The sequence below is a fragment of the Coleofasciculus sp. F4-SAH-05 genome (genome assembly GCF_040222985.1).
GTDB classification, from domain to species: domain Bacteria; phylum Cyanobacteriota; class Cyanobacteriia; order Cyanobacteriales; family Coleofasciculaceae; genus Coleofasciculus; species Coleofasciculus chthonoplastes.
In genome coordinates, this window is the sequence record NZ_JAVKBY010000219.1 from 1 (window position 1) to 20,944 (window position 20,944).

Below are 20,944 nucleotides of genomic sequence, written 5' to 3' on the forward strand. Positions count from 1 at the left end.
GGAGCCAATAATATTGCACTTGTGGGGCTGTCTATAAACCAGCCTGGAGGCACGGGGTTGTCGTGCAAGTTAAGTCGAACTGTTGAGTATGTTCAACTTGGCTTGTTCGATGACTTCAGGGCTACTGAAAACCCAGACCTCTGCGATAGCAGGTCTGGGTAGTTTATACAGCGAACCTGAACTGACCTACACCTATGGTGCATGTTAAGCGCCTGGAACTGACTAATTTTAAATCCTTTGGCGGCACGACTCAAATTCCAATGCTGCCCGGATTTACTGTGGTTTCAGGACCTAATGGGTCAGGAAAATCTAATATCCTTGATGCTCTCCTTTTTTGTCTAGGACTATCCAGTTCCAAGGGAATGCGGGCTGAACGTCTACCTGATCTGGTTAATCATAATAAAGAGCGACGGAGTACAGTTGAAGCCAGGGTTACGGTGACATTTGACCTATCTGACGCACCCGATATTCTTGTGGTAGAAGAGATACCGGAAAACTCGGAATCAGATGCAGATGAAGAAACCGAGGAAGAGGAAACCGAAGCATCAGAGCAAGACAATCCCAACTTCCAACCCTCAACGCCCCAATCAACAGAATGGATGGTGACACGGCGGCTGCGGGTGACGAAGCAAAACACCTACACCTCAACTTACTATATCAACGGTGAATCCTGCACGCTGACTCAACTGCACGAAAAGCTCAACCGCCTGCGAGTCTATCCCGAAGGCTACAATGTGGTGTTACAAGGGGATGTCACTGGGATCATCTCTATGAACTCACGGGAACGGCGGCAGATTATTGATGAATTAGCCGGAGTCGCCGCCTTTGACCGCAAAATTACCCAAACGAAAGATACCCTGAATGAAGTAAAAGAACGGGAAGATCGCTGTCGGATTATTGAAAAAGAACTCATCACTCAACGCGATCGCTTGGCGGCGGATCGGATTAAGGCGGAGAAATACAAAAAACTGCGGGCGGAACTACAAGAAAAACAACAGTGGGAACTCGTCCTCAAATGGCGATCGCTAACTCTACAGGTGGCTCATCTGAGGTCTCTGATGGAGAAAGGAGAACAAGATGAACGCCAGTTAAGCCAGCAATTGCATACCATAGAATCCGAAATTAGTCAAGGAACGGAACAACTCGAAACCCTCAACGCCCGTGTCAAAGCCTTAGGCGAAGAGGAACAAGTCGCCGTAGCCGCAACCCTAGCAAGCCTTGACGCCGAACGTCGCCAGTTACAACGACACCAACAAGAACTTATTCAAAACCTGACGGATACCGAGGCGCACCAACAAACCACCCAGGACGAGATTCAGCAACAGGAACAACGCCTGCAACAGCTTCAGGCTGAACGCCACCATCTCGACACCCAAGTCATCGCCTCACGCCGCCAAGAACGGGAGGCGGCTCAAACCGCCCTGAACGCCAGCCGAGAACAAGCCGATGCGATCGCGTCAGCTTCAGAAGCCTGGGTACAGCACCAAAACACCCTCACCCGCCAAATTGAAACTCGGCTGCAAACCCTGAATCCTCAGCGCACTGAACAAGCCCAACTCCAAGAACGTCATAACCAACTTAGCCGCCAAATTGACGAACAAACCCAGCTATTAGAACGCATCGCCCCCGAGCTTGCCAGCAAACAGACCCAAGCGGCAGAATTGGAGGGGCAACTAAACGCCGTCTCGCAACAGATTCAAACCGTCGCCCAAACCCTAGCCGCCGCAGAACAAGAATTACAAACTCAACGGCAAACCCAAACCCGCCTCCTGTCTGAACAACGGGATAAACAGCGTCAATTGGATAAATTAGAAGCCCAAGCACAGGCACAGCAAGAAGCCCAAGGCACTTATGCCACTAAAATTGTTCTTCAGGCGGATATCCCCGGCGTTCATGGCTTGGTTGCCCAACTCGGTCGAGTCGAACCTCACTACCAACTTGCCCTGGAAACCTCAGCAGGTGGGCGTTTGGGTCATGTCGTTGTCGAAGATGATGCCGTGGCGGCGGTGGGGATCGAACTGCTCAAACAAAAACGTGCGGGGAGAGCAACGTTTCTACCCTTAAATAAAATTAAACCGCCCCGATTTTCCCCGATTGTGGCACTGCGTCATGCTCAAGGGTTTATTGACTACGCGGTGCATTTAATCGATTGTGAGCCTCGATACCAAACGATTTTTGCTTATGTGTTTGGCTCAACGGTGGTGTTTGAAACCCTGAGTACGGCGCGTCCCTATTTGGGTCAATGCCGAATTGTCACATTAGACGGAGAACTTTTAGAAAGTAGTGGGGCGATGACGGGAGGAAGTAGTAGTTATCGGTCTGGATTACATTTTGGTATTAGTGATACCAGTGACTCAGCAGAGATGATGGCGTTGAGATCTCGTCTCCAAGATATTGAAGCCATGTTAAAGCGCACTGACGAATGGCTGGAACGGGAATCAGCCACGGCTAAAAATCTGACGCAAACTTTGACAGATGCCAGGGAAACCCGCTCTCAGACCCAATTACGCTTAGAACAATCCCGCAAAGACATCCAGGCGCTAACGGAACAACAAACCCAAGTGCGATCGCTCCTCGCCAAGAATACCCAGGAAGTCCAGACGGCGGGGGAACGGTTGCAACAGTTAAATCAGGAACTTCCCGCCCAAGAAAGTCAACTGCAAGCCTTACGCCAACAACTGGCGCAACTGGAAGCCGAGCAAACCCCCCAGGAATGGCAACAGATTCAGAGTCAAATTAAAACCCAGGAAGCGGTGTTAGGCGATCGCGAGCAGGCATTGCGAGAGGCGGAAAGACAGCTCCAAGCCTTAGAGAATCAGCAGCAGCGCACCAACGAGCAACTGGCGACAAGTTATCAACGGATTGCCGAATATCAAACCCAACACCAATCAATCCAAGAACAGCAAGCCGAGATTAATCGTCAGCTTGAGGCAATTGAGGTGCAAATTGAACAAACCCAAGCCCGATTAACCCAGCTAGAGGAGCGGTTAGGGGAAGCCAAACAAGAACGCGATCGCGTCGAGGCTATCCTCAGAAACCAGCACCTCAACCAGCAAAAGCTCTCTTGGCAACGGCAAAAGCTCCAGGAAACCCAGGTAACAAGGCAGGAAAAACTGGCTACCCTGCAAACTCAACTTGAAATTCAACAGGCTGAATTACCCAATCCTTTGCCAGAGGTTCGTAGTGAAACCCATCCCTACAGCATTTCCCAAATCACCGTTCAATTGGAGAAGCTGCAACGGGATATCCGCAATGGTCAAAAACGACTTGAGGCAATGGAACCCGTGAATATGTTAGCCTTGGAAGAATACGATCACACCCAAGCGCGTCTTCTGGAACTGTCGGAAAAACTGGCAACCCTAGAAGCGGAGCGGACAGAGCTATTGCTGCGAATTGAAAACTTTACCACCCTACGATTGAGAGCCTTCAAAGAATCCTTTGACGCGATTAATCAAAACTTCCAAACCATTTTTGCCGAACTCTCCGAGGGCGACGGGCATCTCCAACTGGATGACGCCGACGATCCCTTTAATGGCGGACTTAACTTAGTGGCTCACCCCAAAGGCAAGCCGGTGCAACGATTGGCGTCGATGTCCGGCGGCGAAAAATCTCTCACCGCCCTGAGTTTTATTTTCGCCCTACAACGGTATCGACCGTCACCATTCTATGCCTTTGATGAAGTTGACATGTTTCTTGATGGGGCAAATGTCGAGCGATTAGCTAGAATGATCAAACAACAGGCTAAACTTGCCCAATTTATCGTTGTTAGTTTGCGCCGACCTATGATTGAATCTGCCGAGCGCACTATTGGTGTTACCCAAGCTAGAGGAGCGTATACTCAAGTCTTAGGATTGAAATTAGGGTCTGCCAAACGGGACTGATGTAGATTATATGTGATTATTAGCCTTGATACTATTGATAACCATTCCAGCAGGAGTCGAGATTCAGGATTGCAAGACATAATGACAACTGAACTAATTCGTCAGCGCTCCGATTTTTTAAATACTCAGGTGATTACTCGCAATAACGGTAAGCGCCTCGGAGTCGTCAAGGAGCTGCTCGTAGATATTGATCGGCGCGAAGTTGTGGCATTAGGGTTACGAGACAACCTGCTCTCGCTGGCTGGAATGCCACAGTATATGCTCCTCAGCAGCATTCAACAAGTGGGTGATGTCATCCTGGTTGAGGATGAGGATGTGGTTGAGGATGTTGACGTTGATGCCTACAGTACGCTGATCAATAGCGAAGTGATTACCGAAACCGGTGAACTCTTAGGTCGGGTTCGAGGGTTCAAGTTTAGCGTAGAAGATGGCAAGGTGGCGTCTTTGATTATTGCCTCGTTGGGATTACCCCAAATCCCTGATCAGGTGATTAGTACTTATGAATTACCGATTGAGGAAATAGTCAGCAGTGGTCCGGATCGTCTCATCGTCTTTGAAGGCGCTCAAGAACGGCTGATTCAGCTCACTGTCGGTATTTTAGAGCGGATGGGGATTGGCAATGCTCCTTGGGAACGGGAAGAAGAGGAAGGCTACTACGCCCCCACCACCCGCCCGGAAAATCAATTGGGGACAGGAATACCCGTTCGCACCCCGATTTCTCAACCCATCCAGACGGCGACACCCGTCGAGGAACGGTGGGATGAGGATTGGCAAGAACCCGAACCGGAACCGATACGTCAACAACGGGCAGAGCCAATTTATGCCGAAGCTCAATTGGAAGAGGATAATTGGGGGGATGAATGGGAAGATTCCTCGCAATCAGCGCGTCGGTATGAAGAACCCCTTTATGCAGAACCTGAACCTTATGAGCAGCCGCACAAAGATGAGTACGCGGATTATGAGGTAGAAGGTGATGCTTGGGAAGATAATGTAGAGCGCGAACCCTATCAAGCACCACCCGTTAATATTCCCGAAAAGACTAAAACCCCCGAATACGAAGAGGAGGCAGGTTATTAGCTTATCGGTGATTCATCGGTTCGGACTTCGGCGTGAGCGCTCAGACGTTCGGCGAGCGCTCAGTCGAGCCGTCGAACGCTGACGCTCAACGTTGGCAAAAAAACTGATAACTAAACTCAATCTGTTCCAATACTGCTTAAAAGCATGTATTTAAGAGCGGAAGATCCCCCCAAACCCCCCTTAAAAAGCAGGGGGTTTTCAAAGGGGGGTGAGGGCTGTAGCTAAAGTTGACCTGAGTTTTGACTGAACTTACCTCTTGCCAACTGCAATAAGTTAGCTTACTGTAACTGGAGTCCGGGCGGCAGAAGGACGTCGATCAATCACTTGATCGATTAAACGGTAGTTCTTGGCTTCCTCGGCTGACATAAAGAAGTCCCGTTCTGTATCTTCGGCAATTCGATCTAGGGGTTGATCGGTATGTTCAGCCAGAAGCTGATTCAGCCGTTGTTTGTGATACAGGATTTCTTTCGCTTGAATTTCAATATCACTCGCCTGTCCTTGAGCGCCGCCTAAGGGCTGGTGAATCATAATTCTGGAATGGGGTAAGCTCATCCGTTTACCCTTCGCCCCAGCACTCAGGAGAAACGCACCCATACTCGCCGCCAAACCCACACAGATGGTGCAGACATCAGGACGGATTTGATTCATGGTATCGTAAATCCCCATTCCTGCGGTTACGGAACCGCCTGGGGAGTTGATATAGAGATAAATGTCTTTTTCGGGGTCATCGGCTTCCAGGAACAAGAGTTGAGCCACGATTAGGTTAGCCAAATCTGAATCAACCTGTTGTCCCAGAAAAACGATCCGTTCCCGCAGCAGACGAGAGTAGATGTCAAAGGCGCGTTCACCGCGACCCGATTGTTCGATAACTGTAGGAATCATGGCAATTACGGTAATCTTAAGCTCATATTCTTCTAGATTGTAACGATTGACGCCGGATGAGGGGTGGAGAGGTTGGAGATGGGGAAGATGGGGGAGATGGGGGAGAGGGGGGAGATGGGGAAGATAGGGAGATGAGGGAGATGGGGAAGATGGGGTAGCAATTGGAACATCTGTTGTAGGGGCGGGTTTTACCATTAGCGTTAGGTTTTCACCCTGATATCACTAAACCCGCCCCGATTAAAGTGCAAGTCATCTTCAACAAATGACGAATGACAAATGACAAATGACCAATGACCAATGACCAATGACCATTAAAAAACAATATCTTGTCCTTTAGCGGTGAAGCGAACATTTTTAATATTAAGTCGCGGGTTTTCTAACAAAGTTTTGCGGATACCACCAAATAATGCCAATTGTTCACACATTGAGAGGGAAACAAATTGACGCTGGGACTCTGGAGACAAGCGCAAATCGATAATAGCGATACCGTTATCGAGATTTACGCGATAACCCGCTAAATCCAAATCCCCCGAACTTACTTGGGCGACAACGTTTCCCACAGACGCCGTTACCGGAGTTTCTGCTGCAACAGCAACGGGTTTAGGAACAAGGGTTTCACATTGGCTATCAGTGCGGTAAATTTGGAGGGTTATGGTTTCAACCGCATCAGTAGGTTGAGGCGTCGAGGCTGGATTCACCTCAGGGATAACAGAAGAATCCGGTTGGGCGATAAGTGAAGCGGTTGAGTTAGGATTTGCTTGTGGGGGAGAGGATGACTCAGAAGAAGTTTCAACGGGATTATCAGGAATTCCTTTACTATTTGCAGCTAGCCAACCCCAGCCACCAACACCAGTAATAATCAGTCCTGCGATCGCGGGGATAAAATAGGGGTGAATACGAGTCATAGTGGAATGCTGATTGCTTTGGGTAGATGTTCGTAACTATAGGATTCGAGGAAACTGGCTACTCATCCGGAGCAAAATCGTTCAACAGGAAAAGAACGCGATCGCACATTTACCCGACACAGTAAATTCTGTAGGGGCGGGTTTTACAGTTAACGTAACGGTTTTCGGGAATAACCTATCTAAACCCGCCCTCCTCTCCACCCTAATCAGGCAAAAAATTATCCGGGAGCAGATGACAGGTAAAGACGCGATCGCACGTTTATCTGACAATAACCTGAGTGTGAGATTTACCCTGAAATTCAAATACCAGACGACGAGATTCATCCCAACTCTGGAGATTCTCAGGATGCAAATCATCGTTGTGCCAATTCCAGGGATTTTTCAGGATATAGTCACGAATAGCGGTTAATGATTCTTCGTGGCGGATGATATGTTCATAATAACCCCGTTGCCATACAGGGATACCCGATTGGGAACGAAGTTGATTAATGCGACGGGATGAAAAAGTTTTGAACCCGCGAACAATTTCCGGTAATCCGTAAATTTTCGATTGTTTATGACTGGATTTTGCCGACGCGATAGATTCTGTAGGGGCGGGTTTGACAACCAACGTAGCGGTTTTTGGGAATAACGTATCTAAAAGAGCCCCCTCTCCACCCCAATCGTGCAAAAAAATAATCCCATGTACATGATTAGGCATAATGATGAAAGCATCTAATTGTACGCCGTCGTAACGTTTAGGTAAGATATCCCAATTAAATTTGACGGCTTCACCATAGCGACTCAGTTGCATTTCCCCATTGATTATCTCACCCAATAAACATTGGCGCTGCCATGTACATACGGTGATAAAATAAGCACCTGCTTGGGTATAATCATATCCCTTGAGCCGAATCGAACGGCGATGGTGTTTCTGGGGATTGTATTTCATCATCCATCTAAGGGGTGGTTTGATCAAGATTTAGGATATCCTACCAATATAATAAATCTGTCACATCTAGGATGGAATCGGGGCAGGTTTATATCGGTAAATAGTAAGTCACATCAGTTGCGCGATCGCAGGTTTACCCAACAGGATAAATGCTGTAGGGGCGGGTTTGACAGCCAACGTAACGGTTTTTGGGAATAACGTATCTAAACCCGCCCCCTCTCCACCGCAATCGGGAAAAAAATAACCCTACCCAGATGACAGGGAAAGACGCGATCGCACGTTTACCCAACAGGATAGATGCTGTAGGGGCGGGTTTGACAACCAACGTAACGGTTTTTGGGAATAACGTATTTAAACCCGCCCTCCTCTCCACCGCAATCGGGAAAAAATAACCCTACCCAGATGACAGGGAAATGGGAGCGGGGCGGGTTTATAAAATTAAATGGTGAGTTGCATCAGTTTGCCGTAAAACCCGCCCCTACAAAAGACGCCCTAAAAGAAGACACCCAAAAAGAATGCGCGATCGCAGGTTCTCCGGGTGGATTTAATTCACATTTAGGATATCCTACTAATACCATAAACCTGTCACATTTGGGATGGGAGCAGGGCGGGTTTATATAGGTAAATGGTGAGTGACATAAGTTTGTGGTAAAACCCGCCCCTACAGAAGATGCCCAAAAATAATGCGCGATCGCACAAACTGAACACCATAGGTGCAAGCTATCTTTTACCTTGTCCTTTTCCTTTCTTTTTAGACTTTTTCAGATAAAACTTAGCCCAAGCATACCGTTGTGGATCTTTTGTCAGTAAATAGTTCACAACTTCGCCGCGCTTGTTCTCATCTTTAGCATTTTTAACCACTCGCTTCATCTCAGCATCCTGATCTCTGGGAGAAGCCCCCCGTTTAATTGCCTTGTCAAACCACTCTTCTCCTTTTGAATACTGCCCCCTTTCAAAACAAATTGCTCCCATTAAGGTATAAGGGTGATGGCTACTGGGTTGATACTCAATCGCTTTAAGCGCACATTTCTCCGCTTTATTTAATTCATGAATATCTCGAAATGCTCCACCTCTAGTGGTTAGTAATGCTGATTTGAGTTTATTTTCTTTAATTTTGTCAAAGTTGAGGTTTTCTGTCAGTTTTAATGCCTGTTTTGGTTGATCTGCCTTACGCCAATGACTGCTAGCATTGGGCAAATTCCATTTGTTGCCAGTGCGCTGATACTCTTGTTCGTAGAAGGTTGCTTCAATTTTGTGGTAAGTCTTCCGAATCTTTCCAGAGAACAGTTTATATCCTTCCTCTCGCCCTCCATAATAACCATAGTTCGATTGACGACGTTTAATTTTATTCTCCTGAAGCCAAGCCACATCCGTTGGTTCCAAACGTTCTGCTTTTTTAAGCTTTTGCAGAATCGCGTATAAAGGGCTAGAGGGAGATGTATCTTGATAGTCCGAGACATTATACTTAGACTTCAGAGTGGCAAAGTGTTTAGCTTGCGCGATCGCTATTATATTCTCCCGTTCATTATCTTTTAGCCAGTCTACCTCTGACTCCTCCAGTTGATCTCCTAATTCAATTTTGGACTTTAGCGTCGCTGCGTAGTTGTCTTGAGCGATAGTAATTGTATCAGTTAATTGACGCTTTTTTAGAAAATTAATATCCTCTTCACCTAGCGGATGTTCTGATTCAAGTTTTTTCAAGACTTTGTACAGGTGGCTAGAGGGTGATGAATCTTCGTATTGGCTAGCTTTATACTTTGTTTTCAGTTCAGCAAAGTGTCGCTTCTGTTCCAACTGCTGAACAATATCAAGGGTTTCAATCAGTTGATGCGCCTCCAGCCAGTCTATTTGTGACTGACTTAACGACTGATCTGTATCAATGTTTTTTAGAATAGGATACAGCGGACTGGATAAAGACGAATCCGAGTGTTTAGTCGCTTTATACTTATCCTTGAGTTGAGCAAATTCAGCTTCCTTTGCGGCTTCTTGTTGCTGGAAAATTGCCAAGGTTTCAAATAATTCCTGTTCGTTCAGCCAGGTAATATCTGAATCATGTAACCTTTCTTTTGCCTCCAGTTTTTTTAAGATTCGATACAGCCGATTATCAGGGGATAAATCTTGATATTTAATCGCCTGGTACTTGGCTTTCAATTTGGCAAAGTCTTCTATCTGTTGAGCGATTGTAATTGTCTCGGTATAACCACAATATTGCAGCCATTTAATTTCTGAACCCGTTAGCTTATTTCCTGAATCCAGTCTCAATAGTATAAAGTAAAGCGGCGTGGATTTCCAGTAACCATGGAACGTTGTTTCTGTATACTTAGATGTTAACTTTTCAAATTCATTTTCTAGTTGTTTAAGTTCTTTTTTTCTCTGTCTGTATTGCTCACGGATCACTTTAAGTGTTTGCAAAAGTTGATGATCTATGAGCCAAATTACCTCAACCTCAATGATCTCAATTCCCAAGTCAGCTTTTCGCAGGATGAAATACAACAGACTCGTGGGGGATGAGTCTTCATAGTCGGTGGCTTTGTACTTAGACTTAAGGGTAGCAAAGTGTTCTACCCGTGTTTGATGCTCGTCAGTCATATTAGTCAACCCTTTCTATTTCAGCCAATAGACCTACAAGTCTATTCTATTCCAATTTATATCCCATGATATTATATATTTATTTCAAATCGATAAGGGCGCAAGCCTTGCGCCCCTACAGTTAACTAAACCCTTAGCACTGGAAAACAACAAACACTCCCAAATTCTCTGCGAACCTCTGCGCTCCCCTCTGCGAACCTCTGCGTTAAAAAAAATATATTCATTTCCCCCTCTTCCTCCCATAACCTTAAAATTTACCCAACTAACAACTAGCACTTTCCCCTTTCAAAGGATACTGCTTCAACACCTCCTTTAAATACATCCCCGTATATGATTTTTCATTCTCCGCCACATCCTCCGGCGTCCCCACCGCAATCACTTCTCCGCCTTTATCTCCCCCTTCAGGACCTAAATCAATCACCCAATCGCTACAGCGAATCACATCTAAATTATGCTCAATCACTAACACCGAATTCCCTTTATCCACCAATCGCTGCAACACATTTAATAAATGATGCACATCATAAAACGATAATCCCGTTGTTGGTTCATCAATTAAATACAACGTCTTTCCTGTCGCCCGTCGCGATAACTCCGTCGCCAATTTCACCCGCTGCGCTTCTCCCCCGGATAACGTAGGTGCAGGTTGTCCTAAATGCACATAGCCTAACCCTACATCCACGAGAGTTTGTAAACGATTCACCGCACGCGGGATATTCTTAAATACCTCCAGCGCCTCCTCCACCGTCATATTTAAAACATCAGCAATTGAATATCCCTTATATTTCACCTGCAAAGTTTCTCGGTTATATCTTGCGCCTTTACATACCTCACATTGCACATAAACATCGGGGAGGAAATTCATTTCAATCACATTAACTCCCTGTCCGCCACAGGCTTCGCAGCGTCCCCCTTTAACGTTAAAAGAAAACCGTCCAGCTTTATAGCCTCTGGCTTTGGCTTCGATGGTTTCCGCAAAGAGTCCGCGAATTACATCAAATACCCCAGTATAAGTGGCAGGATTAGAACGCGGAGTTCTACCAATTGGGGATTGATCAATGACAATCGCTTTATCAACGCCATTCAATCCCTTGACCTTACTTAACTCTTTGGGAAAGAGTATCTTTCGACTTAAATGATGTTGCAACGCTGGATAAAGGAGTTCATTCACTAACGTGGATTTCCCGGAACCGGAAACCCCAGTAATGCAAACCAACTTACCTAAAGGAATCTCTACATCAATATGTTTGAGGTTATTTCGGTGGGCGTTTTTGAGAGCCAATAAACGCCCATTCCCTTTGCGCCGTTCCCCTGGAGTTTCAATTCTCTGACGTCCAGATAAATAGGCTCCCGTTAACGAGGTTTCACTATTGAGTAATTCCGTGAAATTTCCCTGAACCACAATGTCGCCACCATGAATTCCGGCTTTCGGACCAATATCAATAATCCAATCAGCCGTGCGAATGGTTTCTTCATCATGTTCCACCACAATTAAGGTATTCCCTAAATCCCGCAATTTTTGCAAGGTGGCTAATAACCGCCCATTATCTCGTTGATGTAACCCAATACTCGGTTCATCTAATACATACAAAACCCCTGTCAATCCTGCGCCAATCTGAGTCGCTAGCCGAATTCGCTGGGCTTCTCCCCCAGAAAGCGTCATCGCCGCCCGATCTAGGGTGAGATAATCTAAGCCAACATCTAAGAGAAATTGCAATCGTGCCTTAATTTCTTTGAGGGCGAGTTCACCTATTTTTGCTTGACGGGATGAGAGTTGGAATTGGTCAATTCGTTGGCGACTTTCGCCAATGGAAACCTCAATTAAATCCGTAATCCGATACTGTCCTAGCCTTACCGCTAAGGTTTCTGGCTTCAACCGTTTCCCTTTACAGACTTCACAGGGTTGATCGACTAAATATTGCTCTAATTTCTGTTTATAAGTATCGGAACTGGTTTCATCATATTGCTTTTGCAGGATCGGAAGTACCCCCCGATAACGGCGGTAATCGTTATACTCTTCGATCCAAATTGGATTATCTGCGCCATAGAGAATCACCTGTTTCTGTTCCGGGTTCAGTTTCTGCCAGGGTGTTCCCAGTTCAAAGCCATAAGCTTGTCCAATATTGTAAAGTAGGGACAAGTAATAGGAATTATCTCGTTCCGACCAAGGCGCGATCGCACAGTATATGGGTTGGCTGGGTTCGGGGACAACGAGTTCGGGAGAAAAGGTGCGTAAATTACCTAATCCGTGACAGTGAGGACAAGCGCCATAGGGGGAGTTAAAGGAAAACAGTCTGGGGGATAATTCCTCCATGACAGCGCCATGTTCGGGACAGGCAAAGTTTTCCGAAAAGACTATTTCTTGAGGGAGGTGTTGCTCGGAAGAGGGTGCATTTTTTTCATCAGTAGGGATAGACTTTGAGTCGGGTGGGACGGCGGTTGAATCATTTAATACCTGGATTACTGCAATTCCACTGCTAAGCTTGAGACAGGTTGCCAGGGAGTCGGTTAAACGTTCCTGGAGTCCCGGCTTTTTGATCAGGCGATCAACCACCACTTCAATGGTGTGGGTATAATTTTTATCCAACTCAATTGAATCAGAAAGAGATTGGATCACGCCATCGACGCGGACGCGCACAAATCCTTCAGCGGCTAAACTGGAGAGTAGCTTCTTGTGTGTGCCTTTTTTGCCTCGGACGACAGGGGCGAGGATATGGAATTTGGTGCGATCTGGGAGTTCCATAACGCGATCGCACATTTGGTCAATGGTTTGGGGGGCGATGTTGCGATCGCAGATCGGACAGTGGGGTTCTCCAGCGCGACCAAATAATAGGCGCAGGTAGTCGTAAATCTCGGTAACTGTACCCACGGTGGAACGGGGATTATTGGATGTGGATTTTTGGTCAATGGAGATCGCAGGGCTTAAGCCTTCAATGGCGTCTACGTCGGGTTTATCGAGTTGTCCCAGGAATTGACGGGCATAGGCGCTGAGGGATTCGACGTAACGGCGTTGTCCTTCGGCGAAGATGGTATCGAAGGCGAGAGAGGATTTGCCGGAACCGGAGACACCTGTGAAGACGATTAGGCGATCGCGCGGGAGATCGAGGTTGATGTTTTTTAGGTTATGTTGTCTGGCACCCCGGATGCGGATCGTGTTTTGGCTGGGGGGTTGGTTTCCATTCAGGGATGGGGTTGGGTTGGAAGCGATCGGGGTTGGATCAGACATGAGGGCAATGGCGGGTAATTGTCCTTGATGATCTTAGCGTTGCCTCTGCCATTGGTTGTGAGGGGGCGTTGTTTTTGCTGTTTACGGTACGCCTCTGTAGGGGCGGGTTTTACGATTATCTTTTCGGTTGCACCCAGATGTGACTAAACCCGCCCGGACTTTCGCAGGTTTCTAGATTTCGGATGAGACGTCGGGTTGTTGTTGGGGTTTTGTTCCTGGGAAGCGATGTGTTTTTTTTAACGCAGAGGGACGCAGAGGTTTTTGAGGCGATAGTATAAGATAAGAATTTAGTGGGTGATAGATATGACTCCAGTATCTATAGTAAGTCAATGAAGTTCACGATTGAAATTACTGAAGAGGCAATTGAAGATTTGGAGTATTTTGATAAGGCTACGCGAGTGACTATTCTTGATGCAGTTGAACGTCAACTTGCTGATCAACCTTTGCAAGAAACTCGGAATCGTAAGCCGCTTCGACCGGGTTCCAAGTTCAATTGGGAATTAAGGGTCGCTAACTACCGAGTCTTTTATGATGTAATTCAGGAAACTGTAATAGTCAATGTAGTTGCCGTAGGATACAAAGAGCATAACAAACTTTATATTCGAGGTCAGGAAGTCAAGTTATGAAAACAATTGAACTGGCTCAATCTAATTTAACAGTCGTCGAGTTAATTGAACTGGCGGAACAAGATACTCTTATCCTGATAAAACCCGATGGGACGGAGTTTGTTTTATCCGCTGTAGATGATTTTGCGGCTGAAGTCGAGGCGTTACGTCAAAATCAGGAATTCATGGAATTTTTAGCACGCCGTTCAGGTTCAACTAAACGATTATCGCTGTTAGAAGCCCGTAAACGGCTAGGTATTTGATGACGTATTACGGTAATAGAGTCTAGGTTATATAGCACTATCAAACAGCTAACAAAAGATTATATGGGATATCCAACATCTGATTAGGGGTTGCCAACCCAACTTAGGTTTATTGATTGGGTACTTGATTGGGTACTGTTTTGGGATAAACTGAGATAATCAAGACTACTCAATCTAACTGAGTCATGAGTTATCGAAACATCATCACCATTGAACCGGGCAAGCGCGGCGGGAAGCCTTGTATTAGACGAATGCGGATTACCGTGTATGATGTATTGGGCTGGTTGGCGGCGGGAATGTCCCATACAGAAATCTTAGATGATTTCCCGGAGTTAACAGAGGAAGATATCCGAGCGTGTTTGGCATTTGCGGCTGATCGGGAACGTCGTATTATTGCTGTGGTAGGTGATATTTGAAGCTACTGTTTGACCAAAACCTAAGCCGTAAACTGGTGACTCGGCTTCTCCAAATTGTTTGTAGCTTATCTCGTCAGCAACTTCCATGACAGCCCAAAGCATTTCTGGGCAAGCCCACTGCTTATGTAAGGTTGCAGCGTATATCCACTCAACAAAGCTTGTTGCACTTGAACACCGCTCCAAGTCAATTTCATACATATTCGTTTGATATTTACCGCCAGAGGAATGTAAATCAATCGTAATTGTTAGATTAGACTCCTTAAACCAAATACGCCACCATCTTTCATGAGCGTCAGGTTGCCAATGATAGGAGGGCTTAGAGCGTTTCGCCAGTTGTTCTCTGTCTGTAACTTCAACCAGTTCATTAAAAGTATACACACCCGATGCACTGCCCTCTATGTCTTCAAGATTAGCAGAACTAACAAACTCGACTTTCTTAACCCACCGTTCAATCGGACTATTAGCTAATTGGTCAGCAACTGAACTCATACCTCGCTAGTCTCCCTAAAAAATTTTACTTGTTTATATTTTAATTAGCGATTATGGGGGCAGTCAAGCAAGATTGATATTTTTTAGATTGTCTGGCATTCCGGATAAGGATGGTGTTTGGGCTGGTGGATGATATATGGCTTATGTAACTAAAAACTATCTTCATTACTCAATCCCAGTCTACGCCGCATTTCTGTGCTAGAAATTCCTCCCTCAGCGCGACGACGTTCCCGTGAACGCTCAATTAATTCAATAAATTGAGGATTGGTACTCAGTGAAATCGTCTCCATATCGACGTTTTCTAATGTAATCAAAGCGGCAATAGGTTGACCGTTGCTAGTAATAATAACGGGTTCCTCAGCTAGCTCAGAGGTATATTCAGCCAGTGTTGCGTTTGCCTGTCCAATTTCCACGATTTTCATAGGTCATAAATCTCCCCAGCGATACGAACTTGATTGCGTTCCTTGATGCCGACAGCATTGATATATACAACGGCGTCAGGCTCCTCTTCTATATCATAATAGACGCGCAAATTACCAATGCGAAGTTCCCAAGGAGCAAGGGGATTAGGGCGCATTAGCTTTCGGTTTTTTGTCTCAACTGTCGGTTGATACATCAGTTGCTCATCGACAGTATCCAAGACAATTGCCTGCTGTCGAGCCGTTAGATATTGTAGATGTGTCTCTGATTCCGGTGAGTATTCGATGCGGTACGCCATACCTCTATCAGCGTAAGTTGGCTTAATATTACAATATCCAATATCTGATAAAATGATGCCAACCCAACTTGGGGAATTGTGGAAAGTGCGGAGTGCGATCGCGTCAGAATTCATCTTAGCCATTAGCTAAGGATACTCTGGGAGCAGGCGCTCCCCTTAACATTCCTTCTGTACTCAAATCCTCATCTATCTCTTCCCAGTGAATCCCATAACCTCCACCGCATACTTCCCATTTTTCCCGTTGTTCAGACGTAGCATTCAGTAATCTTGGATACCAAGTGAGAGGAACAGAAATTACCCGCCCATCCATGAGATCTACAGTTATTGTTTCCTCTGTAAAGTAGACGTTTTTAACTCTCTCGTCAGCTCGAATCGCCAAAATACCCATACCACGCCTCCAACAGTGTTTGCTGATTTTCTTGTACTATTGATTGTAGTACGTTTTAGATACAAATCCCCTGATCTACTACTTTAAATGTTAAGGAAAAGATCACCCACAATGTTAAGGAATTTTCCAGGGTGTCAGGACTCGCGATCGCAGACTGGTCTTGACCATGCCGATAATTTATCATCTGTAATAAAACATTCTAGTCCCACCCAAGGATTTAGCTGGTTTCTAATGTATTCTTAATCCAAATAATCGGTGTTTTCCTCTGGAGAAAACCAACTATAATCACTTTATTTAGGTGGATGGGTTTCAGAATTGAGTTGGAGTTAGCTAAAATAGCGATCGCATTCCTTATCCTATACATTTTTTACCGATGGCAGACGTAAATGGTACTTGGCTGGGAACTTATTGGCAGTGGGGTATTCCCACGAGATTTGAGGCAACACTGCTGCATAGTGGCAATACCGTGACGGGTAATATCTTAGATGATAGCTACTTGGGCGAAGCGTCACTAACTGGGGAAGTTATTGGACGCCGGATTAGCTTTGTTAAACGCTATCTAGCGAGTTCCAACTATCCCATTAGTTACACGGGTACAATCTCGGAATCGGAAGACTTTATGCAGGGACAGTGGAGTATCGGTGGCGGTGAATCCGGTTCCTGGGAAGCCCGTCGCAGTGGTGAAAATTTAACCCTGGATTTACAAAAAGCCCAAGCTAACCGAGTACCGAGTTTAACGGGTGTATGAGGGCAAAAGTCACTGTAGAGATAGGGGAGATGGGCGGATTTTAGCGGGTTAGTTATGTCTGTAAAGCTGTAGTCGTTCAACGATTGATGCAAAAATAAATGATAAATGGGGTAGCGGATTAGGCATAATAAGGGAATAGATGTTGAAGAAATCAAAAACGATAAATGATATTCAAAGGATTGAATAAATATCTCAGCTTTAGCGCCCTAATTATCTTAGGATTAACAGCAACATTACTCATTTCTCTCCCTGCCATTTCCCAACCTGCTAATATAACCTTGCGTGATTTAGCCCAAGAACAAAACTTCCACATAGGCGCAGCCGTATCGATAAAAGCCCTTCGTAATGATCCTACCTATCGGGAGGTATTGGCGCGGGAGTTCAACATGGTTACGCCTGAGAATGTGATGAAATTTAAGCCTATTCATCCAGAACGCGATCGCTACGATTTTACTGCTGCTAACGAAATCGTCACCTTTGCAAAAGCCCATCAGATGCAGATACGCGGTCATACCTTGGTTTGGCATCGCAGTTTACCCGACTGGTTAACTGAAACCGAGTGGACGCGGGAGGAATTAATGGAGATTTTGCGGCGACATATCTTTACCGTAATCAGTCACTATCGAGGTGACATTTATGCCTGGGATGTCGTTAATGAAGCCGTTGGCGGTAAAGATTCTCTCAGAAAAACCATTTGGCAGCAAGGAATTGGATCAGACTATGTGGAGTTAGCGTTTCGCTGGGCGCATGAAGCTGATCCTCAAGCGCTCTTATTTTATAATGATTATGACGGAGAGGGATTAGGCGAAAAATCTGATGCAATCTACAGCTTAGTTAAGGATTTACTCGCGAAAGATGTTCCCATTCATGGCGTTGGTTTGCAGATGCACAAAAGTATTAAAAATCCGCCCAAACCCGAAGACGTAGCCGCCAATATCAAGCGGTTGGGAGAGTTGGGATTAGAGGTACATATTACCGAAATGGATGTCCAAATCCATAACGGTACAGGAACCCAGGAAGAGAGATTAGTTAAACAGGCAAAGGTGTATCAGGATATACTAGGCATCTGTCTAAAAGCACCTAATTGTACGGCATTTGTCACCTGGGGATTTACCGATAAATTTACTTGGATTCCTAGAGCTTTCGGTCAGCCAGACTTTCCCCTAATCTTTGATAAATCTTATCGTCCCAAACCAGCTTATCAGGCTTTAGTCGAAGTTCTCAGTACCGCCAATCATTAATCGGGTGAAAATCAAATCAGTCATCAGTCAATTTTAGGAGCGGGTTTAGGTAATCTGTAGGGGCGAGTTTAGGGACAATCGTAGGAGCGGGTTTAGGTAATCTGTAGGGGCGGGTTTAGGTAATCTGTAGGGGCGGGTTTAGGGACTAAATTCAGCTCCTCACCACTAACGGAACAACAAAACCCGCCCTCCTCACCACTAACGGAACAACAAAACCCGCCCTCACCACTAACGGAACAACAAAACCCGCCCTCCTCACTAACGGAACAACAAAACCCGCCCTCCTCACTAACGGAACAACAAAACCCGCCCTCCTCACTAACGGAACTTAAGGCTGGTGGGCAATGCCCACCCTACGGTATATCAAAGGTTTCGGGGATTCCCTAATGCTGACTGGAGCGTGCCATTATCCCTAAATCAGGTAGAGACGTGCAATACTACCATCAAGCGTCATCTAATGCGGCAATACCTGGAAGTACCTTACCTTCAAGCAATTCCAGACTTGCCCCACCACCTGTGGAGATATGGCTCATTTGATCCGCCACACCCACTTTTTCCACAGCCGCAACTGAGTCACCACCGCCGATAATCGTGGTTGTGCCTTTCTTAGTCAGATCGGCTAGAGTCCGCGCGATCGCTTCGGTGCCATTGGCAAACTTATCAAACTCAAATACCCCCATCGGACCATTCCAGATCACCGACTTACACTCGCTTAATGCATCCTGGAAGACTTTCACGGAATCTGGACCAATATCTAGCCCCATCCAGCCATCGGGAATTGATTCAATGCTCACAGTTTGAGAATTGGCGTCAGCGGCAAAGTTATCAGCAACGACGACATCCGTAGGTAAAAGTAAGTCAACCCCTTTTTCCTTTGCCTTCGCTTCCAAGGACTTTGCCAACTCCAGCTTATCCTCTTCCACCAGCGACTTACCGACACTCAAGCCACGGGCTTTGTAGAAGGTGAAAATCATACCACCACCAATCAGCAGTTTATCCACCTTATCCAGTAAGGTTTCAATTACGCCAATCTTACTCGACACCTTAGACCCACCAATAATTGCGGCTAAGGGGTTCTGGGGATTTTCAATCGCATTTTGCAGATACTGGAGTTCTTTCTCAATCAAATACCCCCCCACTGAGGGGTGTAGGTGATGAGTGACTCCTTCTGTGGAAGCATGGGCGCGGTGTGCCGTACCAAAGGCATCATTGACATAAACATCGGCTAGGGCGGCTAACTGTTTGGTAAACTCCGGATCATTCTTTTCTTCCCCTGGGTGGAAGCGGAGATTTTCTAGTAACGCCACTTGACCATTATCCAGGCTGTCAATCTGAGACTTAACCGCATCGCCAATACAGTCATCGCACTTGATCACCGTTTGACCCAGTAATTCAGACAGACGATTCGCCACAGGTGTTAGGCGCAGGCTGTCCTTCACTTGTCCCTTAGGACGCCCTAAATGGCTACACAGAACCACCTTGGCATTCTTTTTGATTAAATCCTGGATCGTCGGCAGAGCCGCTCGGATGCGGGTATCATCGGTAATCGTGCCATTCTCATCCAGTGGCACATTCAGGTCGGCTCGCACCAATACCCGTTTTCCGGCTAAATCGGACTCATTTAAATTTGCTACAGTTTTTTTGGACACAGTAATACTCTCCTCTAATTGCCTGTATCTGATGCTTTGCGATCTGATCGCGTGCCAGTGGTTGTATGCTTAATGATTGCTGCCAGACTTGCATCTAAGCGAGCAATCAACTCAATCATTAGGATCAAGAGTATGTATTCTCTTTTCCCGTCCACATTTTACCGGAGTCCGTGTCCTTCAAGGTGATTACAATGTTTAAGACTGTCTTATTTCCCCTTGACCAAAGCCGAGAAGCCCGTGAAGCAGCGGAAGTTGTCGCCAATATCGTCCAAAAGTATGAAAGTAACTTAGTTCTGCTTTCGGTTGTCGAAAAACCCAACCCCGATGACCCATCGCCAAGTCCGGACATCATGTCCCCGGAGATGGTTGCCGAACTACTCAAAGGCGCTCAGGCGATGTTTAACCAGTATGGCATTAAGGCGGAAACCCTGAGTCGGGAAGGTACACCCCCATTTACGATCTGTGATGTCGCCGATGAAATTAATGCTGATCTAATTATTATGGGCTGTCGCGGATTGGGATTAACTGATGATGGTGCTTCCGAAAGCGTCACCAATCGGGTGATTAATCTGTCACCCTGTCCCGTGCTAGTTGTGCCGTAATACGGAGGAGATGAGGAAGATGGGGGAGGTGGGGGAGATGGGGAAGCAGAGGGAGCAGAGGAAGCAGGGGAAGCAGGGGAAGCAGGGGAAGCAGAGGGAGCAGAGGAAGCAGGGGAAGCAGAGGGAGCAGAGGAAGCAGGGGAAGCAGGGGAAGCAGGGGAAGCAGAGGAAGCTGGGGAAGATGAGGGAGAAGATTTGCAATGACCAATGACCAATGACCAATGACCAATGACCAATGACCAATGACCAATGACCAATGACCAATGACCAATGACCAATGACCAATGACCAATGACCAATGACCAATGACCAATGACCAATGACCAATGACCAA

24 protein-coding genes are annotated in these 20,944 nt (G+C 46.2%); 10 read left to right on the forward strand and 14 right to left on the reverse strand.

The features are described from left to right. The first annotated feature begins 194 nt into the window (after positions 1–194). Together smc and RIG27_RS27185 are read left to right on the forward strand one after the other, a co-directional pair. Complete coding sequence (smc, locus tag RIG27_RS27180; RefSeq protein WP_446350283.1) at positions 195–3,881, forward strand: chromosome segregation protein SMC; 3,687 nt, start codon at positions 195–197, stop codon at positions 3,879–3,881. A gap of 81 nt (positions 3,882–3,962) precedes the next feature. Next, positions 3,963–4,958 (forward strand): PRC-barrel domain-containing protein, encoded by a 996-nt coding sequence (locus RIG27_RS27185; RefSeq protein ID WP_446342931.1) that lies wholly within the window; start codon positions 3,963–3,965, stop codon positions 4,956–4,958. Between the two features lie 273 nt (positions 4,959–5,231). Here RIG27_RS27185 and clpP read toward each other — a convergent pair whose 3' ends face one another. From clpP to RIG27_RS27205, 4 genes are all read right to left on the reverse strand, one after another. Beyond that, positions 5,232–5,840: an ATP-dependent Clp endopeptidase proteolytic subunit ClpP gene (gene clpP, locus RIG27_RS27190; RefSeq protein ID WP_446344518.1), complete on the reverse strand. Its 609-nt coding sequence runs from the start codon at positions 5,838–5,840 to the stop codon at positions 5,232–5,234. A 311-nt stretch (positions 5,841–6,151) separates the two neighbouring features. Beyond that, positions 6,152–6,745, reverse strand: a complete 594-nt coding sequence (locus RIG27_RS27195; RefSeq protein WP_446350284.1) for a sporulation/spore germination protein — start codon at positions 6,743–6,745, stop codon at positions 6,152–6,154. An 81-nt stretch (positions 6,746–6,826) separates the two neighbouring features. Further along, the gene (locus RIG27_RS27200) at positions 6,827–7,015 is read right to left on the reverse strand and encodes a hypothetical protein (RefSeq protein ID WP_446350285.1); all 189 of its coding nucleotides are present in this window, start codon (positions 7,013–7,015) and stop codon (positions 6,827–6,829) included. Next, the gene (locus RIG27_RS27205; protein ID WP_446350298.1) at positions 7,005–7,676 is read right to left on the reverse strand and encodes a transposase; all 672 of its coding nucleotides are present in this window, start codon (positions 7,674–7,676) and stop codon (positions 7,005–7,007) included. The genes RIG27_RS27200 and RIG27_RS27205 overlap by 11 nt, the downstream gene beginning before the upstream one ends. A 254-nt stretch (positions 7,677–7,930) precedes the next feature. Between RIG27_RS27205 and RIG27_RS27210 the strand changes: the two genes are divergently transcribed. Further along, on the forward strand, positions 7,931–8,068 hold the full coding sequence (locus RIG27_RS27210) for a hypothetical protein (RefSeq protein WP_446350286.1): 138 nt from the start codon (positions 7,931–7,933) through the stop codon (positions 8,066–8,068). 10 nt (positions 8,069–8,078) lie between these two features. Further along, positions 8,079–8,297, forward strand: coding sequence for a hypothetical protein (locus RIG27_RS27215; RefSeq protein WP_446350287.1), 219 nt, complete (start codon positions 8,079–8,081; stop codon positions 8,295–8,297). A 99-nt stretch (positions 8,298–8,396) separates the two neighbouring features. Here the strand turns inward: RIG27_RS27215 and RIG27_RS27220 are convergent, their stop codons facing one another. Both RIG27_RS27220 and uvrA read right to left on the reverse strand, forming a co-directional pair. Next, the gene (locus RIG27_RS27220; protein ID WP_446350288.1) at positions 8,397–10,265 is read right to left on the reverse strand and encodes a hypothetical protein; all 1,869 of its coding nucleotides are present in this window, start codon (positions 10,263–10,265) and stop codon (positions 8,397–8,399) included. 262 nt (positions 10,266–10,527) lie between these two features. Beyond that, positions 10,528–13,491 (reverse strand): excinuclease ABC subunit UvrA, encoded by a 2,964-nt coding sequence (uvrA, locus tag RIG27_RS27225; protein ID WP_446350289.1) that lies wholly within the window; start codon positions 13,489–13,491, stop codon positions 10,528–10,530. Between the two features lie 329 nt (positions 13,492–13,820). Here uvrA and RIG27_RS27230 point away from each other — a divergent pair, with 329 nt between their 5' ends. The 3 genes from RIG27_RS27230 to RIG27_RS27240 all read left to right on the forward strand — a co-directional run bounded on the left by RIG27_RS27230 (position 13,821) and on the right by RIG27_RS27240 (position 14,775). Then, positions 13,821–14,117: a type II toxin-antitoxin system RelE family toxin gene (locus RIG27_RS27230; protein WP_006099298.1), complete on the forward strand. Its 297-nt coding sequence runs from the start codon at positions 13,821–13,823 to the stop codon at positions 14,115–14,117. Further along, positions 14,114–14,359 (forward strand): hypothetical protein, encoded by a 246-nt coding sequence (locus RIG27_RS27235; RefSeq protein WP_044205515.1) that lies wholly within the window; start codon positions 14,114–14,116, stop codon positions 14,357–14,359. The genes RIG27_RS27230 and RIG27_RS27235 overlap by 4 nt, the downstream gene beginning before the upstream one ends. Before the next feature lie 185 nt (positions 14,360–14,544). Beyond that, positions 14,545–14,775, forward strand: a complete 231-nt coding sequence (locus RIG27_RS27240; protein WP_044205516.1) for a DUF433 domain-containing protein — start codon at positions 14,545–14,547, stop codon at positions 14,773–14,775. Here RIG27_RS27240 and RIG27_RS27245 read toward each other — a convergent pair. The 6 genes from RIG27_RS27245 to RIG27_RS27270 form a co-directional block, all read right to left on the reverse strand. Then, positions 14,692–15,264 carry a hypothetical protein gene (locus RIG27_RS27245; RefSeq protein ID WP_446350290.1) on the reverse strand — a complete coding sequence of 191 codons (573 nt, stop codon included), beginning with the start codon at positions 15,262–15,264 and terminating at the stop codon, positions 14,692–14,694. The genes RIG27_RS27240 and RIG27_RS27245 overlap by 84 nt on opposite strands. A gap of 149 nt (positions 15,265–15,413) precedes the next feature. Continuing rightward, a complete protein-coding gene (locus RIG27_RS27250) occupies positions 15,414–15,686 on the reverse strand; it encodes a type II toxin-antitoxin system Phd/YefM family antitoxin (RefSeq protein WP_006099462.1) in 273 nt (90 codons plus the stop codon). Continuing rightward, entirely contained in the window at positions 15,683–16,105 is a 423-nt protein-coding gene (locus tag RIG27_RS27255) for a type II toxin-antitoxin system RelE family toxin (RefSeq protein WP_446350291.1), read from the reverse strand. Before RIG27_RS27255 ends, RIG27_RS27250 begins: the two co-directional genes overlap by 4 nt. Then, the gene (locus RIG27_RS27260; protein WP_446350292.1) at positions 16,098–16,370 is read right to left on the reverse strand and encodes a DUF2442 domain-containing protein; all 273 of its coding nucleotides are present in this window, start codon (positions 16,368–16,370) and stop codon (positions 16,098–16,100) included. The genes RIG27_RS27255 and RIG27_RS27260 overlap by 8 nt, the downstream gene beginning before the upstream one ends. Before the next feature lie 55 nt (positions 16,371–16,425). Further along, positions 16,426–16,554: a hypothetical protein gene (locus RIG27_RS27265; RefSeq protein ID WP_446350293.1), complete on the reverse strand. Its 129-nt coding sequence runs from the start codon at positions 16,552–16,554 to the stop codon at positions 16,426–16,428. Between the two features lie 33 nt (positions 16,555–16,587). Then, positions 16,588–16,734: a hypothetical protein gene (locus RIG27_RS27270; protein ID WP_446350294.1), complete on the reverse strand. Its 147-nt coding sequence runs from the start codon at positions 16,732–16,734 to the stop codon at positions 16,588–16,590. A 9-nt stretch (positions 16,735–16,743) separates the two neighbouring features. Here RIG27_RS27270 and RIG27_RS27275 point away from each other — a divergent pair, with 9 nt between their 5' ends. Beyond that, the gene (locus RIG27_RS27275; protein WP_446344488.1) at positions 16,744–17,118 is read left to right on the forward strand and encodes a hypothetical protein; all 375 of its coding nucleotides are present in this window, start codon (positions 16,744–16,746) and stop codon (positions 17,116–17,118) included. A gap of 164 nt (positions 17,119–17,282) precedes the next feature. After that, entirely contained in the window at positions 17,283–18,359 is a 1,077-nt protein-coding gene (locus RIG27_RS27280; protein ID WP_446350295.1) for an endo-1,4-beta-xylanase, read from the forward strand. A gap of 443 nt (positions 18,360–18,802) precedes the next feature. On the opposite strand, the gene RIG27_RS27285 is transcribed toward RIG27_RS27280, so the two are convergent. Next, entirely contained in the window at positions 18,803–20,008 is a 1,206-nt protein-coding gene (locus tag RIG27_RS27285) for a phosphoglycerate kinase (protein ID WP_446350296.1), read from the reverse strand. Positions 20,009–20,199: 191 nt separating this feature from the next. Between RIG27_RS27285 and RIG27_RS27290 the strand changes: the two genes are divergently transcribed. Then, positions 20,200–20,610, forward strand: coding sequence for a universal stress protein (locus tag RIG27_RS27290; RefSeq protein ID WP_446344482.1), 411 nt, complete (start codon positions 20,200–20,202; stop codon positions 20,608–20,610). Here the strand turns inward: RIG27_RS27290 and RIG27_RS27295 are convergent. Next, on the reverse strand, positions 20,573–20,944 hold a 372-nt coding region (locus tag RIG27_RS27295; RefSeq protein ID WP_446350297.1), incomplete at its 5' end, for a hypothetical protein. The two genes, RIG27_RS27290 and RIG27_RS27295, sit on opposite strands and share 38 nt — an antisense overlap.